14 protein-coding genes are annotated in these 19,559 nt (G+C 64.0%); 8 read left to right on the forward strand and 6 right to left on the reverse strand.

Annotation, left to right across the window (positions count from 1 at the left end; translation table 11 throughout):
* Positions 1-86: 86 nt before the first annotated feature.
* From VGH98_06835 to VGH98_06845, 3 genes are all read left to right on the forward strand, one after another.
* On the forward strand, positions 87-479 hold the full coding sequence (locus VGH98_06835; GenBank protein ID HEY2375676.1) for a BlaI/MecI/CopY family transcriptional regulator: 393 nt from the start codon (positions 87-89) through the stop codon (positions 477-479).
* 2 nt (positions 480-481) lie between these two features.
* Entirely contained in the window at positions 482-2,605 is a 2,124-nt protein-coding gene (locus tag VGH98_06840) for a M56 family metallopeptidase (GenBank protein ID HEY2375677.1), read from the forward strand.
* An 84-nt stretch (positions 2,606-2,689) separates the two neighbouring features.
* A complete protein-coding gene (locus tag VGH98_06845) occupies positions 2,690-4,054 on the forward strand; it encodes a HEAT repeat domain-containing protein (GenBank protein ID HEY2375678.1) in 1,365 nt (454 codons plus the stop codon).
* A 65-nt stretch (positions 4,055-4,119) separates the two neighbouring features.
* Here the strand turns inward: VGH98_06845 and VGH98_06850 are convergent, their stop codons facing one another.
* Complete coding sequence (locus tag VGH98_06850; GenBank protein HEY2375679.1) at positions 4,120-6,558, reverse strand: ABC transporter permease; 2,439 nt, start codon at positions 6,556-6,558, stop codon at positions 4,120-4,122.
* A 161-nt stretch (positions 6,559-6,719) separates the two neighbouring features.
* Between VGH98_06850 and VGH98_06855 the strand changes: the two genes are divergently transcribed.
* Genes VGH98_06855 through VGH98_06865 form a run of 3 tightly spaced genes read left to right on the forward strand, consistent with a single transcriptional unit; the run spans position 6,720 to position 11,420 of the window.
* Positions 6,720-8,561: an FAD-dependent oxidoreductase gene (locus tag VGH98_06855; GenBank protein ID HEY2375680.1), complete on the forward strand. Its 1,842-nt coding sequence runs from the start codon at positions 6,720-6,722 to the stop codon at positions 8,559-8,561.
* Positions 8,562-8,571: 10 nt separating this feature from the next.
* On the forward strand, positions 8,572-10,368 hold the full coding sequence (locus VGH98_06860; protein HEY2375681.1) for a 2-oxoacid:acceptor oxidoreductase subunit alpha: 1,797 nt from the start codon (positions 8,572-8,574) through the stop codon (positions 10,366-10,368).
* Positions 10,365-11,420 carry a 2-oxoacid:ferredoxin oxidoreductase subunit beta gene (locus VGH98_06865; GenBank protein HEY2375682.1) on the forward strand — a complete coding sequence of 352 codons (1,056 nt, stop codon included), beginning with the start codon at positions 10,365-10,367 and terminating at the stop codon, positions 11,418-11,420. Before VGH98_06860 ends, VGH98_06865 begins: the two co-directional genes overlap by 4 nt.
* A 29-nt stretch (positions 11,421-11,449) precedes the next feature.
* On the opposite strand, the gene VGH98_06870 is transcribed toward VGH98_06865, so the two are convergent.
* On the reverse strand, positions 11,450-11,989 hold the full coding sequence (locus tag VGH98_06870) for a hypothetical protein (protein ID HEY2375683.1): 540 nt from the start codon (positions 11,987-11,989) through the stop codon (positions 11,450-11,452).
* Positions 11,990-12,266: 277 nt separating this feature from the next.
* Here VGH98_06870 and VGH98_06875 point away from each other — a divergent pair, with 277 nt between their 5' ends.
* Both VGH98_06875 and VGH98_06880 read left to right on the forward strand, forming a co-directional pair.
* Positions 12,267-12,947, forward strand: coding sequence for a hypothetical protein (locus tag VGH98_06875; protein HEY2375684.1), 681 nt, complete (start codon positions 12,267-12,269; stop codon positions 12,945-12,947).
* Positions 12,948-12,983: 36 nt separating this feature from the next.
* The gene (locus VGH98_06880; protein ID HEY2375685.1) at positions 12,984-14,636 is read left to right on the forward strand and encodes a CHAD domain-containing protein; all 1,653 of its coding nucleotides are present in this window, start codon (positions 12,984-12,986) and stop codon (positions 14,634-14,636) included.
* Between the two features lie 200 nt (positions 14,637-14,836).
* Here the strand turns inward: VGH98_06880 and VGH98_06885 are convergent, their stop codons facing one another.
* From VGH98_06885 to VGH98_06900, 4 genes are all read right to left on the reverse strand, one after another.
* Entirely contained in the window at positions 14,837-15,559 is a 723-nt protein-coding gene (locus VGH98_06885) for a DUF4412 domain-containing protein (GenBank protein ID HEY2375686.1), read from the reverse strand.
* Complete coding sequence (locus VGH98_06890) at positions 15,556-16,284, reverse strand: DUF4412 domain-containing protein (protein ID HEY2375687.1); 729 nt, start codon at positions 16,282-16,284, stop codon at positions 15,556-15,558. Before VGH98_06890 ends, VGH98_06885 begins: the two co-directional genes overlap by 4 nt.
* 11 nt (positions 16,285-16,295) lie before the next feature.
* On the reverse strand, positions 16,296-19,256 hold the full coding sequence (locus VGH98_06895) for a prolyl oligopeptidase family serine peptidase (protein ID HEY2375688.1): 2,961 nt from the start codon (positions 19,254-19,256) through the stop codon (positions 16,296-16,298).
* 93 nt (positions 19,257-19,349) lie between these two features.
* Positions 19,350-19,556 carry a hypothetical protein gene (locus VGH98_06900; GenBank protein HEY2375689.1) on the reverse strand — a complete coding sequence of 69 codons (207 nt, stop codon included), beginning with the start codon at positions 19,554-19,556 and terminating at the stop codon, positions 19,350-19,352.
* Between the last annotated feature and the right edge of the window lie 3 nt (positions 19,557-19,559).

Below are 19,559 nucleotides of genomic sequence, written 5' to 3' on the forward strand. Positions count from 1 at the left end.
GGCAACTATTGACCTATTTGTAAACCCCTTGACTTTTCTGGTATGATGTTGAAAAATCAACACACCCCGAATCGAGAGGTCTGCTGGTGTCGCCGCATAAGACTGACGAAGGGCTCACCCGTCGTGAGCGCCAGGTGATGGACATCTTGTTCCGTCGCAGCGAGGCGACCGTGTCGGAAGTAATGGCCGACCTCCCCGATCCGCCGACGTATTCCGCGGTGCGCTCCATTCTTCGTATTCTCAGCGAGAAAGGACTGATCACGCACCGCGACGATGGACCTCGTTATGTCTACCTCCCCGCGAAGAGCGCCGAGCGCGCTCAGGAAGACGCGCTGCAGCACGTCATCAGCACCTTCTTCGACGGGTCTCACGAGCAGGCGATGACTGCACTGCTCAAGATCTCCGACGCCGAGCTCACGGACGGCGAGATCGATCGGCTGCGTGAGCGCATCCGCAGCGCTCGGTCGAGCGGGAGATGACGATGAGTGCTTTCATATATCAGCTGACGCAGACCGATCTCGTTGCCTGGCTCGTCAAGGCGACGATCCTGCTCATCGGCGCGCTCGGCGCGACGGCGCTACTGCGTCGCGCGTCCGCCGGCACTCGTCACCTCGTGTGGCTGGCGACGCTAGCCGGGATTCTTCTCCTGCCGGCGGTCTCGCTGTGGGCGCCAGTCCGGCTCGCGATCGTGCCAAGGACATTCGTGCCGTCGCTGCCGCAAGTGACACCGGCACCGACTCCCGCTGCATCGGCGCCAGTCGTTGCCGAGCCGAATCGCATCGACGTCGCGGCTGCCCCTGCGCCTATCAATTCCGCGACAATCACGCCGGTCACGGCTAACGAACGGACGTTTCCGCTCTGGACGACGATCCTCCTCGTCTGGGCCGCGGTCGCGAGCGTACTGCTCGCCTGGCTGTCGTTTGGCGCCCTCTCTGTCCGGCGCATCGTTCGTGCTGGTCGCGCCCTCGACGAGCGCGCGTGGCAAGCGCCGCTCTGCGAGATTGCCGATCGGCTCGATCTCGATTCGGTGCCGCGGCTGCTCCTGAGCCCCCTCATCGAGATGCCATTCGCGTGTGGTATCCTCGACCCGACGATCGTACTGCCGACGAGCGCCGAGCAGTGGAGCGATAGCCGCCGTCGCGCGGTCCTCTTCCACGAGCTGGCGCACGTCAAGCGGCGTGATCTCGTTGGCCATACGCTCGGCCGTGTTGCGTGCGCCATCTACTGGTTCCATCCGCTGGTGTGGACGGCGGCGCGCCGGCTTCGCGCGGAGAGCGAGCGAGCGTGCGACGATCTCGTGCTGTCATGCGGGGCGCGGGCGAGCGACTATGCGGATCATCTGCTCGACATCGTGATCAGTGTCCGGCGCTACGGCGCGCCGGCAACGGCGATGCCGATGGCGAGGCGTCGCGAGCTGGAAGGGCGCGTCCTCGCGATCCTCGATCCAGCGGTCGCGCGCGTTGGCCCGGGCCGGATTCAGTCGGCGACGTTGCTCCTCGGCTTCGGCGCGCTCGCGCTCTCGGTGGCAGCGATGGCACCGCGCGCAGAACGGAAGGCGCTGAGCGGGGAGCGTGGTGCGCAGAGCGTTGAGCGTCACGCACAGAGCGTAGAGCGTACGACGCGGAGTGTCGGGCGTACGGCGCAGATCACGACTGTGGTCACCAATTCGCATAACGAGACGAACCGAGTAGTACTCTCTCGTGACCCAGCGCCAGAGGCGACTCCCGCACCGACGCCAACTCCCAGCCCGACGCCAGCCGCGTCGTCGACTGGTGCGGAAACGCTCACTGACGCGTTAACGAAGGTCAGCACGTTCGCGGTTCGACAAGCGGCGGCGGCGATCTCGGCCGCCGTTGGCGGCAAACAGGCGAAGGAGGGAGTCGATTCTGCCAAGGTTGCGCTTCTTCTCAAGGTCCTTCGGAGTGATCCGGATGCCGATGTACGTCGCATGGCGGCGTGGGGGCTGAGCGAAGCCGGCGATTCACCGACGGTGGTCGAGGCACTTGCCGTGGCAGCGCGCAGCGACGAAGACGACAACGTGCGTGAAATGGCAGCGTGGGCACTGTCGGATTCGCGCCGGGATAACGCGCATCGCGCGCTCGCCGACGCGGCGCGGCGCGACGCGAGCGACAAAGTGCGTGAGACAGCCGTCTGGGCACTTGGCAACTCCGAGCTGCGTGACGAAGATCGCGATGTCATCGAGGCACTCTTGACTTCGGACCCGAGCGACAACGTACGTGAGTCGGCGGCGTGGGCACTGGGCAACTCGGCTCGGCGTCCCGCAGCGAGGGCGCTCGTCGTTGCGTTAGGCGACAAGAGCCCGCACGTGCGCGAGACGGCGGCCTGGGCGCTCGCCGAGACCGAGGACGACGACACGGCGCCAGCAGTATCGGAAGCGTTCAGGCGCGAGACGAACACCGAGGTGCGGCTGGCCGAACTACGCGCACTCACCTTCCTGCACGTGGATGATGAGAGTGTGATCAAAGAGGCGCTGACCTCGAAGGACGCGGATATGCGCTCGCGCGCCGTGCGGATGCTCGCGGGATCGTCGGGATCGTGGCCCGAGCCGCGTCCCCGCCCACGTCCCCGTCCCATGCCTGATTGACGGTTGATGCGCACCGGGCTCACGCCCGGTGCTCGAGCTTGCACGCAAGTGCTGAATATTCAGCAGTACTTTCCGGAGGAGACGATGATTCGTTCGAGTTTTCTAATCATGAGTGTCTTTGTGACGACGAGCTCACCGCGAATCGCGCCGAGCGTCGCAATTGCCACCATGCACCACCACACGCCGGACGTCCGCGAGCTTCTTACGAGCGCGCGCGGCGTCGCGCCGTCGATCTGCCTGCTCGCCGGCGACGGCGTTGCGTCGACCGGACGCTGGGGTGGCGGCAGCTACTGGGATGCGCCGGCAATGTCGATCGGCGCAGAAGTGCGGATGCGTATCCGCGAAATGATGCGAGCGCGACTCAATCGCGACGATGAGCGGGCGCTGCTCGATGCCCTCGGTGCCGACGACGCCTGCGTTCGGCACCTTGCGGCGATGATCATCGGCCGGAGCGAGGACAAGACGTTCATCGCGCCACTCACGGACCGAACGAGTGCATCCTCGGCGGGCGAGCGACAGTCGGCGGCGATTGCGCTCGGCTTGTTAGGCGCTAAGGATGCCGTCGAACCGTTGCTCCGAGTGTTGCGTGATCCGTCGCCGGACGTGCGCGCCGACGGTGCGTGGGCGCTGGGCCGGATCGGCGACAAGAGCGCGGCACGCAGCGTCGCGACGCTGCTGCGCGATCAGTACCCGGATGTCCGCGGGGCGTCGGTTGTCGCGCTTGGTCGGATGGAAGCAAAGGATAACGTCGATGAGCTGATGCGCGTGCTGCGCGACGACACCAGCCCGGAAGTACGGCGTGTCGCGGCGTGGGCGCTGGGTCAGCTCGAGGCGCGAACGGCAGTCGGCGGACTGTCGTCCGCGCTGCGAACGGATCGCAGCAGTGACGTGCGCGAAATGGCGGCGTGGGCGCTTGGCCAGATGAACTCGCGGGAAGCGGCCGACGGCCTAACGAATGCGCTCAAGAATGACGATAGCGCCGACGTTCGAGAGACGGCCGCCTGGGCGCTCGGCGAGATGAACATGCGCAACAGTGCCGACGCACTTGCCGACGCGCTGGGGCACGATCGCGAGAGCGAGGTCCGTGCGACGGCGGCGTGGGCGCTCGGTCAAATTCACTCCGATCGCGCCCCGGCAGCGCTCACGGCGGCCTTGAGGGACAACGACGACGACGTACGGCTCAAGGCGGCGTGGGCGTTGAGTCAGATCGCCGATCCGTCGACGATTCCCGCCGTGACCGACGCGCTCAAGCAGGATCAGCCCGAACGCGTTCGCCAGGCATTGGTGCGCGCGCTGCTGCAGTCGGGCGAGCACAACGAGGACGCGCTCAGCGGCTTGCTGCAGTCGAAGGACGACAAGACGCGCGAGCTGGCGGTGCGTGCGCTCGCAGGTCGTCGTGGGCCGTGGCCCTGGCCGTGGCCCTGGCCGAGACCGAGGCCGATGCCATGAAGGGTTGAGGTTGAGGGTCGAGGGTTTGCCCTCTGCCCTCTGCTCTGAACCCTCAACCCTCTGCCCTATTCGCTTCTCAACGCTCTCATCGGATCGACGCTCGCGGCGCGGCGAGCTGGGATCCAGATCGCGACCATCGCGACCGAGAGGAGCACGACCGGCACCGTCGTGAATGCGATAAGGTCGATTCCACCGGAGCCGTAAAGAATCCCATGGAGTAGCCGCGCGGCGACAAACGCGCCAGCCAGGCCAATTGCCGCGCCGAGGACGACGAGCGTCATGCCCTGGCGCATTACGAGGCTCACGACCTCGCGGCGCCCGGCACCGATGGCCATTCGAATGCCGATCTCGCGGGTGCGCTGGGAGACGGAGTAGGACATCACGCCGTACACGCCGACGGCGGCGAGGACGAGACCGAGGATGCCGAAGAGGCCGAGGACGGCGCCGACGATCCGCGCCGGAAAGAGCGCGACGCCGAGGAAGTTGTTCATCGTACGGACGTCGGTGAGCGGCAGGTCGGGATCCATCGCGGCGACTTCGGCTCGAAGGCGCGGCGCGAACCGCGCCGGATCGCCGGCGGTGCGTACGTGGATGACGAGTGCGGTGCGATGGAACTGGCCGAGTGGCAAGTACATGAACGGTCGCGGCGCTTCACCTAACGAGAAGTACTTGGCCGTCGCAACGACGGCGACGATCGTGCGATCACGTCCGGCGGTCTTGACGCGCTTGCCGATGGGATCCTGGCCGGGCCAGAAGCGATCGACGAAGCGCTGATTGACGATGATGGCAGGTTCCGCGGTGCTGTCGTCGTGCGCGGAGAAGTCGCGTCCGCGAAGCAGTCTCATGCCCATCGTGGCGAAGTAGCCCGGCGACACGGTGTTGTAATTGATGCTCATGCTCTCATTTTTCGTCGGCGTGTACCCGGGGATGCCGACGCCCATGTCGGAGCTGCTGAGACCAAGAATGACGTCGTCTGCGAAGGCAACATCGCGGACAGATGGCATCTCAGTGAGCCGCGCGAGCAAGCGTCGGTAGAAGTCGTCGACACGCGCGCGATCATAGCCGTTCATTCCGGGATCGACGGCGGCGAGCAGCAAATTGTCGCTCGAGAAGCCTTTGTCGATCGCCGTCGCCGCGCGAAGATTTCGCACGAAAAGACCCGAGCAAACAAGAAGGATCAGCGACAGCGCCATCTGCGCGACGACGAGCGGGCGGCTCATTCGTGCGCGCGATCCTCCAGCCGGCGCTTCGCCTTTGAGCGCGGGAACCAGTGAGGGCCGGGTCGCCTGGAGTGCCGGGACAAGACCGAACAACATTCCCGTCAGCAGCGCGACGACGAGCGTGAAGAGCAGCACCGCACCGTTGAGCCGGAGGTCCGGATCGATGGGGATGTCGATTGGTAGGCGAACACGATTCACGATCGAGATTACGCCCCATGCGACGACGAGACCTGCCACGCCGGCGGCAAGCGAGAAGACGATGCTCTCCGTGAGAAGCTGCCTGACGAGTCGCCCGCGGCCAGCGCCCAGGCTCAACCGCACCGCCATCTCGCGGCCCCGGTCATGCGCACGAGCGAGGAAGAGATTCGCGACGTTGACGCAGGCGATGAGCAGCAAGAGGATCACGACCGCCATCACGACGCTCGAGAGAGCGACCTGCGTACCGTGGAACTTCGGGTGAATCCCCGCCTCGGCCTGACTGAGCAACAGCATGCCGGAGTCCTTGTACTCGTCGGGATAGAGCTCTCGCAACTCCGCGATGATCGCTTTCATGCGATCGCTCGCGCGCTCGATCGTGATGCCGGGTTGGAGACGGGCGACGCAGTTCAGGTAGTTCGCAGCGCGATCCTCGAGATGATGGCCGGAGCTCGGCTCGATCTCGGAAAGCTGCATCAGCGGCACCCAGAGCACGGGGACGACGATGGCTACGGGCCCACGGAATTCGGGCGGTGTGACGCCCACGATCGTGTAGCGATGGCCATTGAGCAGAATCGATCGCCCAATGATCTGCGGGTCTCCGCCGAACACCGACTGCCATCCCGCGTTGCTCAGAACCGCAACGGGATGCGCACCTGGCTTCGTGTCTTCGTCCGGCGTAAAGGTCCGACCGCGCGACGCGTGGACGTCGAACGTCGAAAAGAAATTGGCCGAAACGATCTGCCCCATGATCCGCTCGGTGCGTCCACCAGCGGAAAGGTTGATTGGCGCGAAGTCCCAGACGGCGACTCCGGAGAAGACGTCGGTGGACCGTTGGCGGACGTCGAAGTAATGCGCGGGCGACGTGGCGCCGTATTGATAGCCTGGCCAGGTGCGAAAGATCTGCACGAGACGCGACGCGTCGGGCACACCGGGAAGGGATCGCAGGAGCATCGTCTCGATCGCGGAGAACACAGCGCTGTTCATTCCGATGCCGAGAGCGAGCGTGAGGATCGCGATTCCGGTAAAGAGCGGACTCTTGCGAAGGAGTCGACCAGCGTAGCGCAGGTCGTGCAGAAGGGTGGTCATTGTTGGTCCTCGACCGTTAGCCGTCAGCAGTACGACACTAGTCAGTACTGAGTACGGAGCAGCCCCGGAATGGTTTAGCCGCGAACGGAGATCGCTGATTGACTGGGCCTGCTCCCGATACGATCATCCACTTCCAACTCCGACCGAGGAGCGGCGAGCGAGTGGCCACCGACGTCAGCAATCCGCAGTACTATCACAAGGTCGTCGACTGCCAATGGGCGTGTCCGGCGCACACCAATGTGCCCGAGTACATCCGTCTCATCGCGCAGGGACGTTACACGGAATCGTACCTCCTCAATCGCGAGTCAAACGTCTTTCCGGGGATTCTCGGCCGCACCTGCGACCGGCCGTGCGAGCCCGCCTGTCGTCGAGGGCGCGTCGACGGGAAGCCGGTGGCCATCTGCCGGCTGAAGCGCGTCGCCGCGGATCTTCGCGACGACGTTCGCGAGTTTCTTCCGCCGATTCCGTCGCAGAAGAACGGCAAGCGTGTCGCGCTCATCGGCGCCGGGCCAGCCTCACTCACGGTCGCGAACGACCTCATGCCGCTTGGCTACGAGATCGTGATCTATGAGAAGCATCGACGTGCGGGCGGCCTGATGCGGGTCAACATCCCGTCGTTCCGATTGCCGGCGGAAGTGCTCGACGAGGAAACGCAAATGATCCTCGACATGGGCGTGGACATTCGGTACGACACGCCCGTGACGAGCATGCGCGCGCTCCTGGATGAAGGGTATGACGCGATCTTTGTCGGGAGTGGAGCGCCGACGGGGAAGGAGCTGGAGATTCCGGGACGACACGACACCGATCAGATCTTCATCGGCATCGAATGGTTGGCGAACGTGCACTTCGGCCACATCGACCGCATCGGTGAGCGTGTGCTCATTATCGGCGTCGGCAACACGGCGATGGATTGCTGCCGAACGTCGCGCCGTCTCGGCGGTGCCGACATCAAGGTGATCGCGCGCCGATCACGTCCGTATTTCAAGGCATCACCGTGGGAGTTGGAGGACGCTGAAGAGGAAGGCGTCGAGGTCGTCGAGAACCATTCGCCCAAGCGATTCGTGGTCGAGAGGGGAAAGCTGGTTGGGATGGAGCTCGACAGGTTGCGTTGGTTCGAGCAGAGCGGGAAGCAGAAAAGTGAAGTCGTCGAGACGGTCGTGATTCCGTGCGACTCCGTGATTCTCGCCATCGGGCAGGAGAATGCGTTTCCGTGGCTCGAACGGGACCTCGGCGTCGAGTTCGACGAGAACAACATGCCGAAGGTCGATAAGCTTACGTTCGCGAGTTCACGCGCCGGTGTTTTTTTCGGCGGCGACGCGTCGTGGGGACCGGCGAACATCATCTGGGCCGTGGAGCACGGGCATCAGGCGGCGATCTCCATTCACAATCACTGCATGGGTCTACCGCTGACCGAGCGGCCGGCGTACGGCATGAACCTGGTGAGCGCGAAGGTCGGGATGCACGCGTGGAGCTACAGCAACGATTACAGCTCCGCGATGCGGACGAAGATGACGCATGCGGATCTTACGCGGCGCTTCGCGAAGCTGTCGGTCGAAGTCGAGCTGGGGTTCACGCCAGAGCAGACGGCAACCGAGGTAGAGCGATGTCTCAACTGCGATATCGAGACACACTTCACGTCGAATCTCTGCATCGAGTGCGACGCCTGTGTCGACGTATGTCCGGTGAATTGCCTAACGATCGCCCCGGGCGGCTCGGAGGTTGATCTCAGGTCGCGGCTCTCCGCGCCGGCCACGAACCTCACGCAGGAGATTTATGTCTCGGATTCCTTGCCACAGACCAGACGCGTGATGGTGAAGGACGAAGACGTCTGTCTGCACTGCGGTTTGTGCGCCGAACGGTGTCCGACGGCAGCGTGGGATATGCGGAGGTTCGATCTGCTTGTGCCGTACGCCGGGAAAGAGGGGCTAGGGGCCGGGGGCTTGGGGCTAGGGCCTTCTCCAACGAGTCCGCGCGCGCCGTCGACCCTCGTCCCCAGCCCCTAGCCCCTCGACCATGGTCAACGACTTCGCCTTCAAGATCGCTACGGTCAACGGCACCGGCTCGGCCAGCGCCAACGGCTTGCTCATGCAGTCGATTTATCGCATGGGCATTCCAGTGTCCGGGAAGAACGTATTTCCATCGAACATCCAGGGATTGCCGACGTGGTACGAGATCCGCGTGAGCAAGAAGGGCTACACATCGCGCCCCGCGCACATCGACCTCGTGGTCGCGCTCAATCCGGCGACCTACGCGAAGGACGTCTCAGCCGTTAAGCGTGGCGGGTGGCTGCTCTACGATTCGTCATGGCCGCTCGACGCCGCGCTGGCGCGCGACGACATTCAGATCCTTGGCGTGCCGTTCGGGCAACTCTGTGTCGCAGCCTTCGCCGGAGACCGCGAGCGCACGCTGATGCGCAACATTGCGTACACGGGTGCGCTCGTCGCGCTGCTCGACATCGACATGGACGTCATCGGCGAAATGATCCGCGAGCAGTTCGCGAAGAAGCGCTCTTTGCTCGACTCGAACTTCCGCGCCCTTCATCTCGGCTACGATTACACGAAGAAGCATTACGCCTGTCCGCTGCCGATTCGGCTCGAGCGCATGAACGCGACGCGTGATCAGGTTCTCCTCGACGGTAACACGGCGGCGGCGTTGGGCTGCCTCTATGCCGGCGCGACGGTGGGTGCCTGGTACCCGATCACGCCCGCGACGTCCCTCATGGAGGCCTTCAGCGGGTTTTGCAAACGCTATCGCGTCGATCCCGAGACGAAGCGCAACAACTTCTGCATCCTGCAGGCCGAAGACGAACTCGCGGCAGCCGGCATCACAATCGGCGCCGGGTGGGCGGGTGCGCGCGCGTTCACCTCGACGGCGGGTCCCGGGATCTCGCTCATGAGCGAGTTTATCGGGCTCGCGTACTACACCGAGATCCCGGGGGTCTTTTTCGACATCCAGCGTACCGGTCCGTCCACCGGCATGCCGACGCGCACGCAGCAGGCGGATCTGCTCTCGATTGCGTATCTCTCGCATGGCGACACGAAGCACATCGCGCTCTTTCCGTCCAGTCCCGCTGAGTGCTTCTCCATGTCGGTGACGGCATTCGACCTCACGGAGCGATTCCAGACACCCGTGTTCGTCGTCTCGGACCTCGATATTGGGATGAACGACTGGATGGTGCCGCGCCTAACGTGGGACGACAGCTATCGGCCCGACCGCGGCAAAGTGCTCGGCGCCGACGATCTGGAGCGCGTCAAGCGCTTCTCGCGCTATCTCGACGTCGACGGCGACGGCATCGCCGCCCGTTCACTTCCCGGCGTGCATCCGAAAGGCGCGTACTTCGTGCGCGGTTCCGGTCACGACAAGCACGCCGCGTACACCGAGGACGCCGACGAATATCGAGAGGTCGTCGATCGTCTTGCGAAGAAGCTCAAGACGGCGGAAGGAGCTGTGCCCGAGCCGGAAATGCACCGGAACGGGGGAAAGATATCGGTCGGAATCGTCGCCCTTGGCGGGACGCACGCGGCTCTTCTCGAAGCGCGTGACGCGCTTGCAGCTAATGGGATCGAAGTCGATTACATGCGCATCAAGGCGTTCCCCTTTGGGACGGTGGTGCGGGAGTTCCTCGAGACGCACGAGACGATTTTCGTCGTCGAGCAGAATCGCGACGCGCAACTCCGATCGCTCCTCGCGATCGAGACGGGACTGGCGCGCGATCGGATGACGCCGGTGTTGGATTACGGCGGGATGCCGCTCACCGCCGACTTCGTCACGTCCGAAGTCACGCGGCACCTGGAGGCACGCGTTGCATGACGTCGATTCAGAAGCCGCCCGTTAGGCACCCGTCGCTGCAGATCAACGCGCTTGGTCTCACGAAGCGCGATTACGAAGGCGCGATGTCGACGCTCTGTGCGGGCTGCGGGCACGATTCGGTGACGGCAGCGATGGTGCAGGCCTTCTTCGAGCTCGACATCCCGCCGCATCGCGCGGCGAAGATGAGCGGCATCGGATGCTCGTCGAAGACGACCGCGTACTTCATGCGGCAGTCGCACGGATTCAATTCGGTTCACGGACGCATGCCGTCCGTCGCGAGCGGGGCAAACGCCGCCAACCGCGATCTGATCTACATCGGCGTCTCCGGCGACGGCGACTCACTCTCGATCGGCCTCGGGCAGCTGTGTCACGCGATCCGGCGCAACGTCGACATGCTATATGTGCTCGAGAATAACGGCGTCTACGGCCTAACGAAGGGACAGTTCTCGGCCTCCGCGGACGTGGGGTCGAAATCGAAGCGCGGAGAGTCGAACGTCCAGCGGCCGATTGACCCCGTGTTGCTCGCGTTGAGTCTCGGCGCGACGTTCGTCGCGCGTGGATTCTCGGGGGATAAGACGCGACTGGTACCGATGTTGAAAGCGGGATTGCGGCACAAGGGGTTTGCGCTCATCGACGTGATCTCGCCGTGCGTGAGCTTCAACGATCACGAAGGATCGACGAAGAGTTATCGCTTCACGCGCGAGAATTATCACGAGCTGGCGCCAGTCGATTTCGTCCCCCTGCAGCGCGAGATCACCGCAGAGACCGAGCAGGGCGCCAGCGTCTCGGTGACGATGCACGACGGCAGCATTCTCCGCTTTCGCGAGGTCGCCAGTGAATACGATCCCACTGATCGCGACGCCGCGTACGCGCATGTGCGCGCGCGTCAGGACCGCGGCGAGATCGTCACTGGCCTGCTGTACATCGACGAGCGCTCGGCGGACATGCACGAGACAGCACATACCGTTGAGCGACCGCTCGTCGACGTGCCGTTCGAGGCGCTCTGCCCGGGGAAAGCGGAACTCGAGAAGCTGATGGATGAGTACCGCTAGACTGGCTAGGGGCTAGGGCCGGCTTTGACTCACTCTCTTGCCTGACTTCCCGGCCAATCACGCTGCGTGATGCGGCAGTGGGGATGCTGGACGCTGTTCGCGGCGGCAGGCACGAGGCACTCATATCGCGCGGTGTGATCACCAACCGCGTCCGCATGTACCATCAGCGTATGCTCATCGACGTGCGAGACGTCGCGCAGGCGGAGCAGCCCGCGAGCATTGCCGAAGTTGCGTTCGTCGTCGGCGCAGGCGGAATGCGTCAGCAGACGTGCCGGACCGTGGCCGCTCAGCGCGTGCATGACCGTACTGCTCGGATCGGTATCGGCGCCGTTCGTTGCCGCGATGCTGAGGCACACCTTGTCGGCGCTGTCGCCGATCACTTCATCGAGCAGAGCGCGGAACGCAACGGTGACGTCGGCATCGCTCATCGCGACGTGCGGTGTGACCATCGGCGCGACCATCGGTGATGGGGTGGTTACCGTCGACGAGGCGGGGCGCGTGGCACACGCTGCCGACGCCGCAAGAACGAGTGAAGGCGTCCAAGCAGCCAATCGAGAATGAAGAGTCATATCAGGAGCTCCGAACGTCAAAATCAGCGCCGAGACGGAACGATCGTGGGTGAAAGACGACTCGGAAGCGCGGGTGGTGACGGTCATCACGGGGTGCTGGGATGAATTCGTGCCTCGACCGACGCGGACGTTACGCCCGAGCGCGCGCGTCGTCCCCACAGTGTCTATGCCGCGACGCCACAGAATTGATTGTCCGCACGAGCGCCGCCCTGGGATGGCGGTGTGCCTACACTGCCTCCACGCCGAGCGGCTCGCGGCGCGTGATCGTCGCCAGCGAATGATCGTACGTCTCGTCGCGTGGACGCTGAGTATCGTGGTCGTCGCCGTCGTCGGTGCCGCCGGGGTGAGTGCCGCGATGAGGCAACCAGAGCCGCCGGCGCCACCGCGGACGCCGAGACGCGCCGCAGCGAGTCCGGTGGTGGCCACGCACGATTCGACACCGCCTGCGGCAGCGACGCCCACTGTTCAATTGCAAGGAGCGCCGTCCGTGCCGGCGCAGGTCGTTACCGACTCGGCACCCCATGCGCCGGCTACTACCGTCGCCGTCGCTGCGCCGGCCGCAATCGCGCAAGATTCTGCGTCAAAGCCAGCTCCATTGTTCGGGCCGATCATTCCACAAGGACGTACCGACTTGCAGGACAGCCTCTACGCGGTGCGACGTGGCGAGACCGTGGTTGTGAACTTCGATACCGGCCCGGCTCGCACGCGCCGCGCGGACAAGTTCGAGTCGGTCGTTAGGCAGACGCTGCACGTCGTCTACGGCCCGGTTGCCGACACGCTGCTCGCTGCCGTGCCGAGCGGAAAGCTCGTTCTGGCGAGCGAGCTCGTGACGACGCTTCCGAGGCGAGGTATTCATTTTCAGGGCGCCCATGGACCCAAGCTGGCGCTGTGGCCGGTAACGAGACCCGGGCACAACGGTCTCCTTGTCTTCGCTTACCGCACTGTGGTGGAGCGCTAAGGAAGTCCAGTCTGGCGGAGTGCGGTCGGCGGTTGCATGATCGTCATGACCATGCGCACCAAGCCGGACCTTCTCGAACAACCCGTGGAGCGGGCGGCACGCCTTGTCGCCTTGCGTCTGCTCGATAACGCGGCGAAGGCGCGCAAACGTCTCGACGGCGATGCGGACGCGGACGCACTGCACGACTTCCGCGTTGCGATCCGACGCCTGCGCAGCTGGCTGCGCGCTCTGGGCCCCTGGTTGGAGAAGAGCGTCCCGAAGAAGGCGCGGCGGCGCCTCGAGAAGGCGGCTCATCTCACGGGCGACAGTCGTGATGCCGAGGTTCACCTCGAGTGGCTGCGCGAACAGCGCGCCGCGCTCAGCGCGCGACAGCGTCGCGGTCTCAATTGGCTCATCGAACAGATCGAGACGGCCAAGAAAGACAATGATCGCGCGGTCTTCACGAAGAGCGCGAATGCGTTCGACCGTGCGCGAAGCAGCCTCTCCGACAACCTGCCGGTGTACAGCGCTCACGTCGATAGCCACAAAGAGGCGTCGCGACGCCAGTTCTCGGCCGTCATGGCGGAGTTGCTCCACGATCACGTGGCGGTGCTCGCCGAGCGCCTAACGCGAGTCGAGGCCTTCGAAGACGAGAAGGGTGCCCATGCGGCACGGATTGCCGGCAAGCGACTGCGCTACCTGCTCGAGCCGATCGCCGAGCACGTCGAAGGCGGCGCCGATCTCGTGAGCGATCTGTCGAAGTTGCAAGACACGTTCGGCAGCTGGCACGACGTGCACGTCTTCTCGAATACCATCGTCCGCGCGAGCGAAGATGCCGCGGCGGAAGAGGGACGAAATGTGTCGGAGGCCGTAGTCGAAGGAGAGGATGCGCGGCGCGCGCTGCGGACGGACCGACAGCACCAGATTCGTCTTGGCCTCCTCGCGCTCGCTGGCCGGCTGCACGAGCGAGGGCAGGAAGCGTACGCCGACGCGAAGGACAGATGGCTGAACGCCGGTCCGTCGTTCGTCGAGCGCGTGGAGTCCGTATCGCAGTCGTTGATGGCGCACGCCTCGAGAGGGCAGGAGATCGAGCACAAGTATCTCGTGCGCGAGTTACCGGCCCTGCCTGACGACACGACCGTCGTCGAGATCGAGCAGGGATACATACCGGGCAGGGAAATCGTCGAGCGTCTGCGTCGAGTGCGCTCGGTGGATGGCGAAGTCTTGCGCCATGAGCGAACGGTGAAGTTGGGCAAAGGCGTCGTGCGCACCGAGATCGAAGAGGAGATTCCCGCTGAGTTGTTCGCGCGCATGTGGCCGCTCACGGATGGGCGTCGGCTTCGCAAGCGCCGTCACGTGGCGCAGTGCGGACGACACACCTGGGAGGTCGACGAGTTCCTCGATCGCGACCTGGTTCTCGCCGAAGTCGAGCTCAGCGACGCGCATGAGGATGTCGACATCCCGGAGTGGCTCGCGGCCGTACTGGTGCGCGAGGTCACGGACGAACGCGAATACACGAACGCCGTGCTCGCGTCAGGAGATCGGCGCGTTTCCGAGGAGCCGGAGAAAGATCTCGAGCACGAGGACGAGGGACGTGCCAGCGGCGACGGCGCCACAGACGACGCGCGCATAACGAACCAGCGTCGCCTTGCGTCCAGCTCGCGCTGGCGCCGTGAAGAGCCAGCGGTCAGCGAGCCCCCAGGCGCCTAACGCGGACAACGCTACGCCGAGCGCGGCCACGCGCGGATACCCATGCAGGCCAAAGTCGAGCGCGAGGGGAATACCGAACTGCAGCAACTTGTAAATCCGGGAGGGGACGGTGGTTCGCGCGAAATGAGTCAATACGCCGCCCAACGTCGGCTCCGCGACGTCGGCTGAATGTTGCTCAGCAGTCCGGGTCGGCAGTCTCGTCACGGCGCCTTGAACGGGTTCATTTCCTCGAAGCTCGCGGGACGGACGAAGAGCGTCGCCGGCGGCGTCGTTCGATCGAGCTTCGTCGCGACCATGCTCACAGTCTCGCCGTTGCGGGACATCATGCGCATGCGGAGCACAACCGCACCGTTTTTGAACGTGCGCATGAGACTCGCCGTCGGCGAATTGCCGCCGACCGTCGCTGGGCTATCCGCGTCGATGTCCGTCGCGCCCTCGAAGTAGAGAAAGTGCCCCAGCCCAGTCGTGATGCACCATTCGTCACGAGGAGTGCTCTTGAGCGTGTACACATCGCAGGTGTAACCGGCGATTGTCTCCTGCCGGTGACTCGGCTTGATGTCTTCGAGCGCCTTGCGCACATCGTCTGTGTGCTCGTCGCCGCGCTGGCCCATCGCGTCGCGAAGCGTTTTGAGATTCGTCACCATGTACTTCTTCATGCCCGGCAGAACCGTGGTGACATTCCCGTTTCCATAATCGAAGATCTGATAGGTCTGAGCTTCGGGCGGCGCGTCGGCGGGGAGCACGAAATCCTGACGCACGAGCTTGTCGCGTGAGCTGATGCTGATCTGCATCTGCTTATCGCTCAACGTGACGTCGTAGGTGATCGTACCCGTAAAAGTTTTCTGCGCGCCGGCCCGTGCCGTGATCACGACGATCGGGATCAGGACGACCAGCTCACGAATGGAAAAGCGAATCGTCTTCACGGCGACGGCACCACCGTATTCGCTTCGACGAAGCCCGGCGGCACGGCGAAGAAATCCATCGAGGGCGTCGAGTGATCGATTCTGGTAGCAATCATGCTGATCTCTCGGCCGTCGGCGCTTGTCATGTGCACTCTCAGAACTGCTGCCCCATTCTTGAATTTCGTCGGCGCCGTGCGAGGCAACTTGTCGTCGTTGAGAAAGGCCGCCGTCGTGCCGGCGCGGAGTTGGCCCAGCTGACCCTCGAATGCGAGGAAATGACCCAGTTCGGTCGTGATACACCATTCCGCGCCGGGCGTGCTCTTGAGCGTGTAGATCTCGCACCGCAAGCCGAGGATCGACTCGCGACGGCCAGTTCCTTCGATGTCGGCGAGTCGCTCACGCTCGAGCGCGCGGAGCTCGGTGACCGATCGGGGATCGCCGAGCGACTCACGGAATGTGCTGATCATCATCCGCGTGAAGCGCTTCGTCGAAGGAGAAATCGTGGTGATCGTTCCGTGTTCGTAGTCGAACACTTCGTATGTCGTTGTCACGACGCCGACCGAATCCGGAAGGCTCGTGTCCTGTCGAACCCTCTTGTTGCGAGCCGTGATGACGAACTGGCTCGGCTTGCCATCGAGGACAACGTCGTAGCTGACGCTGCCCTCGAAGACCTTTTGTGCGCCGGCGGATACGCGCACCGAGCTCACGATCAGAAGTACGAAGACAACGACGTGTGAGACGCGCATGATCTCCAGGGCTACTCGATTGGCTCCCCCTTTTTCACCTGGGGCACGCCGTCGCTCATCCACTTCGGTTCCGGCTTGTCCATCAGGTAATGATCGAAGAACTGCTTCATCCTGATCTGAAAATCCTTCTGGTTCTCCTTTCGCGCCAGATGGTGCGGCTCGCCCGGATACGACAACAGGATGACGTGCTTCCCCCAACGACGCGCCGCACCGTAGAACTCCAGGCCCTGGTGCCAATCGACGGCGTTGTCGGCGGTGCCGTGAAGGATGAGGAAGGGGGTGGAGATGTCACGAACATGGAAGATCGGCGACTGATCTTCGTAAAGGTCCTTTGCCGTCCACGGCGTGGCGCCGTCGCCCATGCGCACCTGTCCGAGCTCCATGATCCCTTGCTGCAAGGTGCCCGTGCCCGGGTAGGTCTCGTCATAAAAGCTGATGAGATCCGTCGGCGGGGCACCGGTGACCACAGCAGCGAACAGCTTCGAGCGAGTGAGGATATACGAGCTCTCATAACCGCCCCAGCTGTGCCCCTGGAGCCCAATGTGCTGCGGATCCGCATAGCCGAGCTCGATGACTTTCTTCACGGCGCTCTCGACGCAATCGACCGCTGAACTGCCGGGCTTACCAATTTCATAAACAACGTCCGGCTGGAGCACGAGATACCCGTTGGACGCATAGGTCGAGATGTGGGGCCGGTCGTCGTACACGGGCATGGAGAACGTGTGATGCGTGTTCGACATGATCTCGTAGAAATACACCAGCATCGGATACTTCTTGCCTGGCTGGTATCCCGCGGGGAGGGTCAGCGTCCCTTGCAACTTCTTCCCTTTGCCGTTGGTGTACTCGATGAGGACCTTGCTCCCCCAGGCGTACTCGTTGAGCTGCGGGTTGGCGTCCGTCACCTTGCGCGGTGAGGCGAACGCTGTCGTCGATACCCAGTAGTCGGGGAATTCCTTGAAGGTTTGCTCGGTGAAGACGACGCGATCGGCCTTCTCCGCTTTCTGCGCCTGGCCGATTTGCTTGTCGGCAAAGACGAGGGGCACGGGCGCCTTGCCGAACGACGCGGTCCAGTAGCCCGTCTTCTTCGTCCACTCGCCATACGCGGAAAGGAGGACCGGTTTCGACAGATCGAGTCCCTCGTCATCGTCGCCGCCGAGGTCAGTGCCGAAGATGCCGCCGCCGCGGCCGCCTCGGCCCGCACGCCGGTCGAGCCTAACGACGCGGAACTGAATCTGCTGCGCCGTGCCGACGCCCTGGGTGAGCTCGATCGCCTTCCCGCCATCGAGCGGAATGGCCCACACGTCGTACTTGTGGTTGAGGAGGACATACTTTCCGTCCTTCGACCAACCGGCAACGCCGTACGTTGGCAGCTCATACGGGTGATCGTCGTCGACATCGACGAAGCTGAGCTTCTCGCCGTCGTCGAGATCGACCGTCTTCATCGTCTCGAGGTTCACGGCCTTGACGTGCTTGTCCTTGAGGTAGAGGAACCACTTGCTATCCGGGGACGTCCCCATCGTCCTGACGACCGTGCGCTCGATGAGCGTCCGCTCACCAGTTTCGGTGTTCACGCGATAATAATCCGCGTGGCCGCCGCCCCAGGCGACTTCGCCCCGATACGTGCTGTCGTCGCGGCCGATCGCCCATTTGCCGTTGGCGGTCGGGACCACCTGTGTCATGTCTTCGCTACCGAGCTTCACGAAGCGCTTGGTTGCCAGCACGATCGACGCGGGCGTCGTCGTTCGGCGCAATTGCTGGATGCGGATCATCTGCACCGACTGCGGATCGGGATCCTTCCAGTGCCAGACGTCGACGTTCGCCTGCGGATCGCATTCGCTTCGCTCCGAGCAGACGTCGCTCTTCGCCGTCTCGGCGTCCTGCTGCTTGATGCCGACGAAGACGCGTGAGCCGTCGCGGCTGAAGCGCGGCGATGAGTACTCGCTCAAGACCATCATCTTGGGGAACGAGGCGTCTTTCGAGGGATCGTACTCGACTTTCATCGACTTCGGCGTGCCAGGCTCGGACCAGGTGAGAAGCACGTTGTCGCGCTGCTTCTTGTCGCTCGCCTTCGTGCCACGCAGCACGGCGAGGTTCGACCCATCCGCGCTCCATTGGACCTGATCGTAGATCTGTGCGGCGCCGTCGAGTGTCTTGGTCCCGCCGCTCGCGAGGTCGATCAGGTAGACGCCGTTCCCGAGGTGCTCGGCGGCGTCGATGGTGTAGGCGAGGAGACGTCCGCTGTCGTCGAAGTCGTATTGATTCACGTTCCCGACGTTGCGGCTGGCGCCTGACGAGAGATCGCGGAGCAGCAGATCGGCGCCGTCGTGCGTCGTGTCCGCCACCGCCTTGTTCGTACGGACGGCGAGCCAGTGTCCGCCCTTGGCGAACTTGAAGCTCGCAGCGTTAGGCACGTCGACCTTCGCGCCGCTCTCGAGGTCGAGAAGCTCGAACCTGCGAGCCGTCGCTTCGGCCGCCACGGCCGCGCCGGCGCCGCCACGGCCCCCGCGTCCACCTTGCGCGCCCCGTCCGCGGCCTTTCGAGCCGGGCGAGTTCAGGTAATAGCCAATGAAGCGCGAGTCGTCCGAGAAAGCTGGCCCGTTGGCCGCCGCCGCACCGAAACCGCCGCCGCCATCGCCACGGCCCGCGGCGGGCGCGGTGCCGGCGTTCACGCTGTACACCTTGTCGCCGTCGAGCAACTTCACGAACAAGGTCGCGTCGCCGTCGTTGGGTTGCAGCGTGTACGTCATCCACTTCCCGTCAGGCGAGATCGCCGTCGACGTGATCCGATTCCAGCGGCCATAGTCCTGCAGGTTCAGAACTTTGAGGGCGCCTGGGTCTTTCCTGTTCGTCGCTCCCTGCTGGGAGGGGACACCGGTGTTGGCCTGGGCGAGGGCGCTGCTGGAGGAAATGCCGAGAAAGGCGAACGCGAGCGTAGTTCGCCGCAATGCGGCGAAGGAGGACGGGCGGGACATCGATTCTCCGGGAGAGCGTGACGCTCAACTATACGCCGCAGCGGGGCAGGGCGCTGGCACCCTGAGCACCGTCAAGCAGTTGCGTCGTCCCCCCTACGCCAGCTTTGGCTTCCAGATCGCGGCGTCGATGATCGACCAGAGATGGACCAACCAGCCCAAGAGGATGAACCAGAGCGCCGCGGCGAGACAGAACTGGAAGATGGCCATCAAGAGACGGCCCTGAAGCAGTTGACCGAGACCCGGAACAAAAAGACTGCACAGCGCGGCGATGACGTTTCCGGCCGAGCCCTGACCTGACATTGC

It is taken from the genome of Gemmatimonadaceae bacterium (assembly GCA_036496605.1).
Classification (GTDB): Bacteria; Gemmatimonadota; Gemmatimonadetes; order Gemmatimonadales; family Gemmatimonadaceae; genus AG2.

Bases quoted from the DNA above. Each gene is read 5' to 3' on its own strand.
- VGH98_06840 (HEY2375677.1), top strand. From the start codon at position 482: ATGAGTGCTTTCATATATCAGCTGACGCAGACCGATCTCGTTGCCTGG.
- VGH98_06845 (HEY2375678.1), top strand. From the start codon at position 2,690: ATGATTCGTTCGAGTTTTCTAATCATGAGTGTCTTTGTGACGACGAGC.
- VGH98_06850 (HEY2375679.1), bottom strand. From the start codon at position 6,558: ATGACCACCCTTCTGCACGACCTGCGCTACGCTGGTCGACTCCTTCGC.
- VGH98_06860 (HEY2375681.1), top strand. From the start codon at position 8,572: ATGGTCAACGACTTCGCCTTCAAGATCGCTACGGTCAACGGCACCGGC.
- VGH98_06865 (HEY2375682.1), top strand. From the start codon at position 10,365: ATGACGTCGATTCAGAAGCCGCCCGTTAGGCACCCGTCGCTGCAGATC.
- VGH98_06870 (HEY2375683.1), bottom strand. From the start codon at position 11,989: ATGACTCTTCATTCTCGATTGGCTGCTTGGACGCCTTCACTCGTTCTT.
- VGH98_06875 (HEY2375684.1), top strand. From the start codon at position 12,267: ATGATCGTACGTCTCGTCGCGTGGACGCTGAGTATCGTGGTCGTCGCC.
- VGH98_06880 (HEY2375685.1), top strand. From the start codon at position 12,984: ATGATCGTCATGACCATGCGCACCAAGCCGGACCTTCTCGAACAACCC.
- VGH98_06890 (HEY2375687.1), bottom strand. From the start codon at position 16,284: ATGCGCGTCTCACACGTCGTTGTCTTCGTACTTCTGATCGTGAGCTCG.
- VGH98_06895 (HEY2375688.1), bottom strand. From the start codon at position 19,256: ATGTCCCGCCCGTCCTCCTTCGCCGCATTGCGGCGAACTACGCTCGCG.
- VGH98_06900 (HEY2375689.1), bottom strand. From the start codon at position 19,556: ATGTCAGGTCAGGGCTCGGCCGGAAACGTCATCGCCGCGCTGTGCAGT.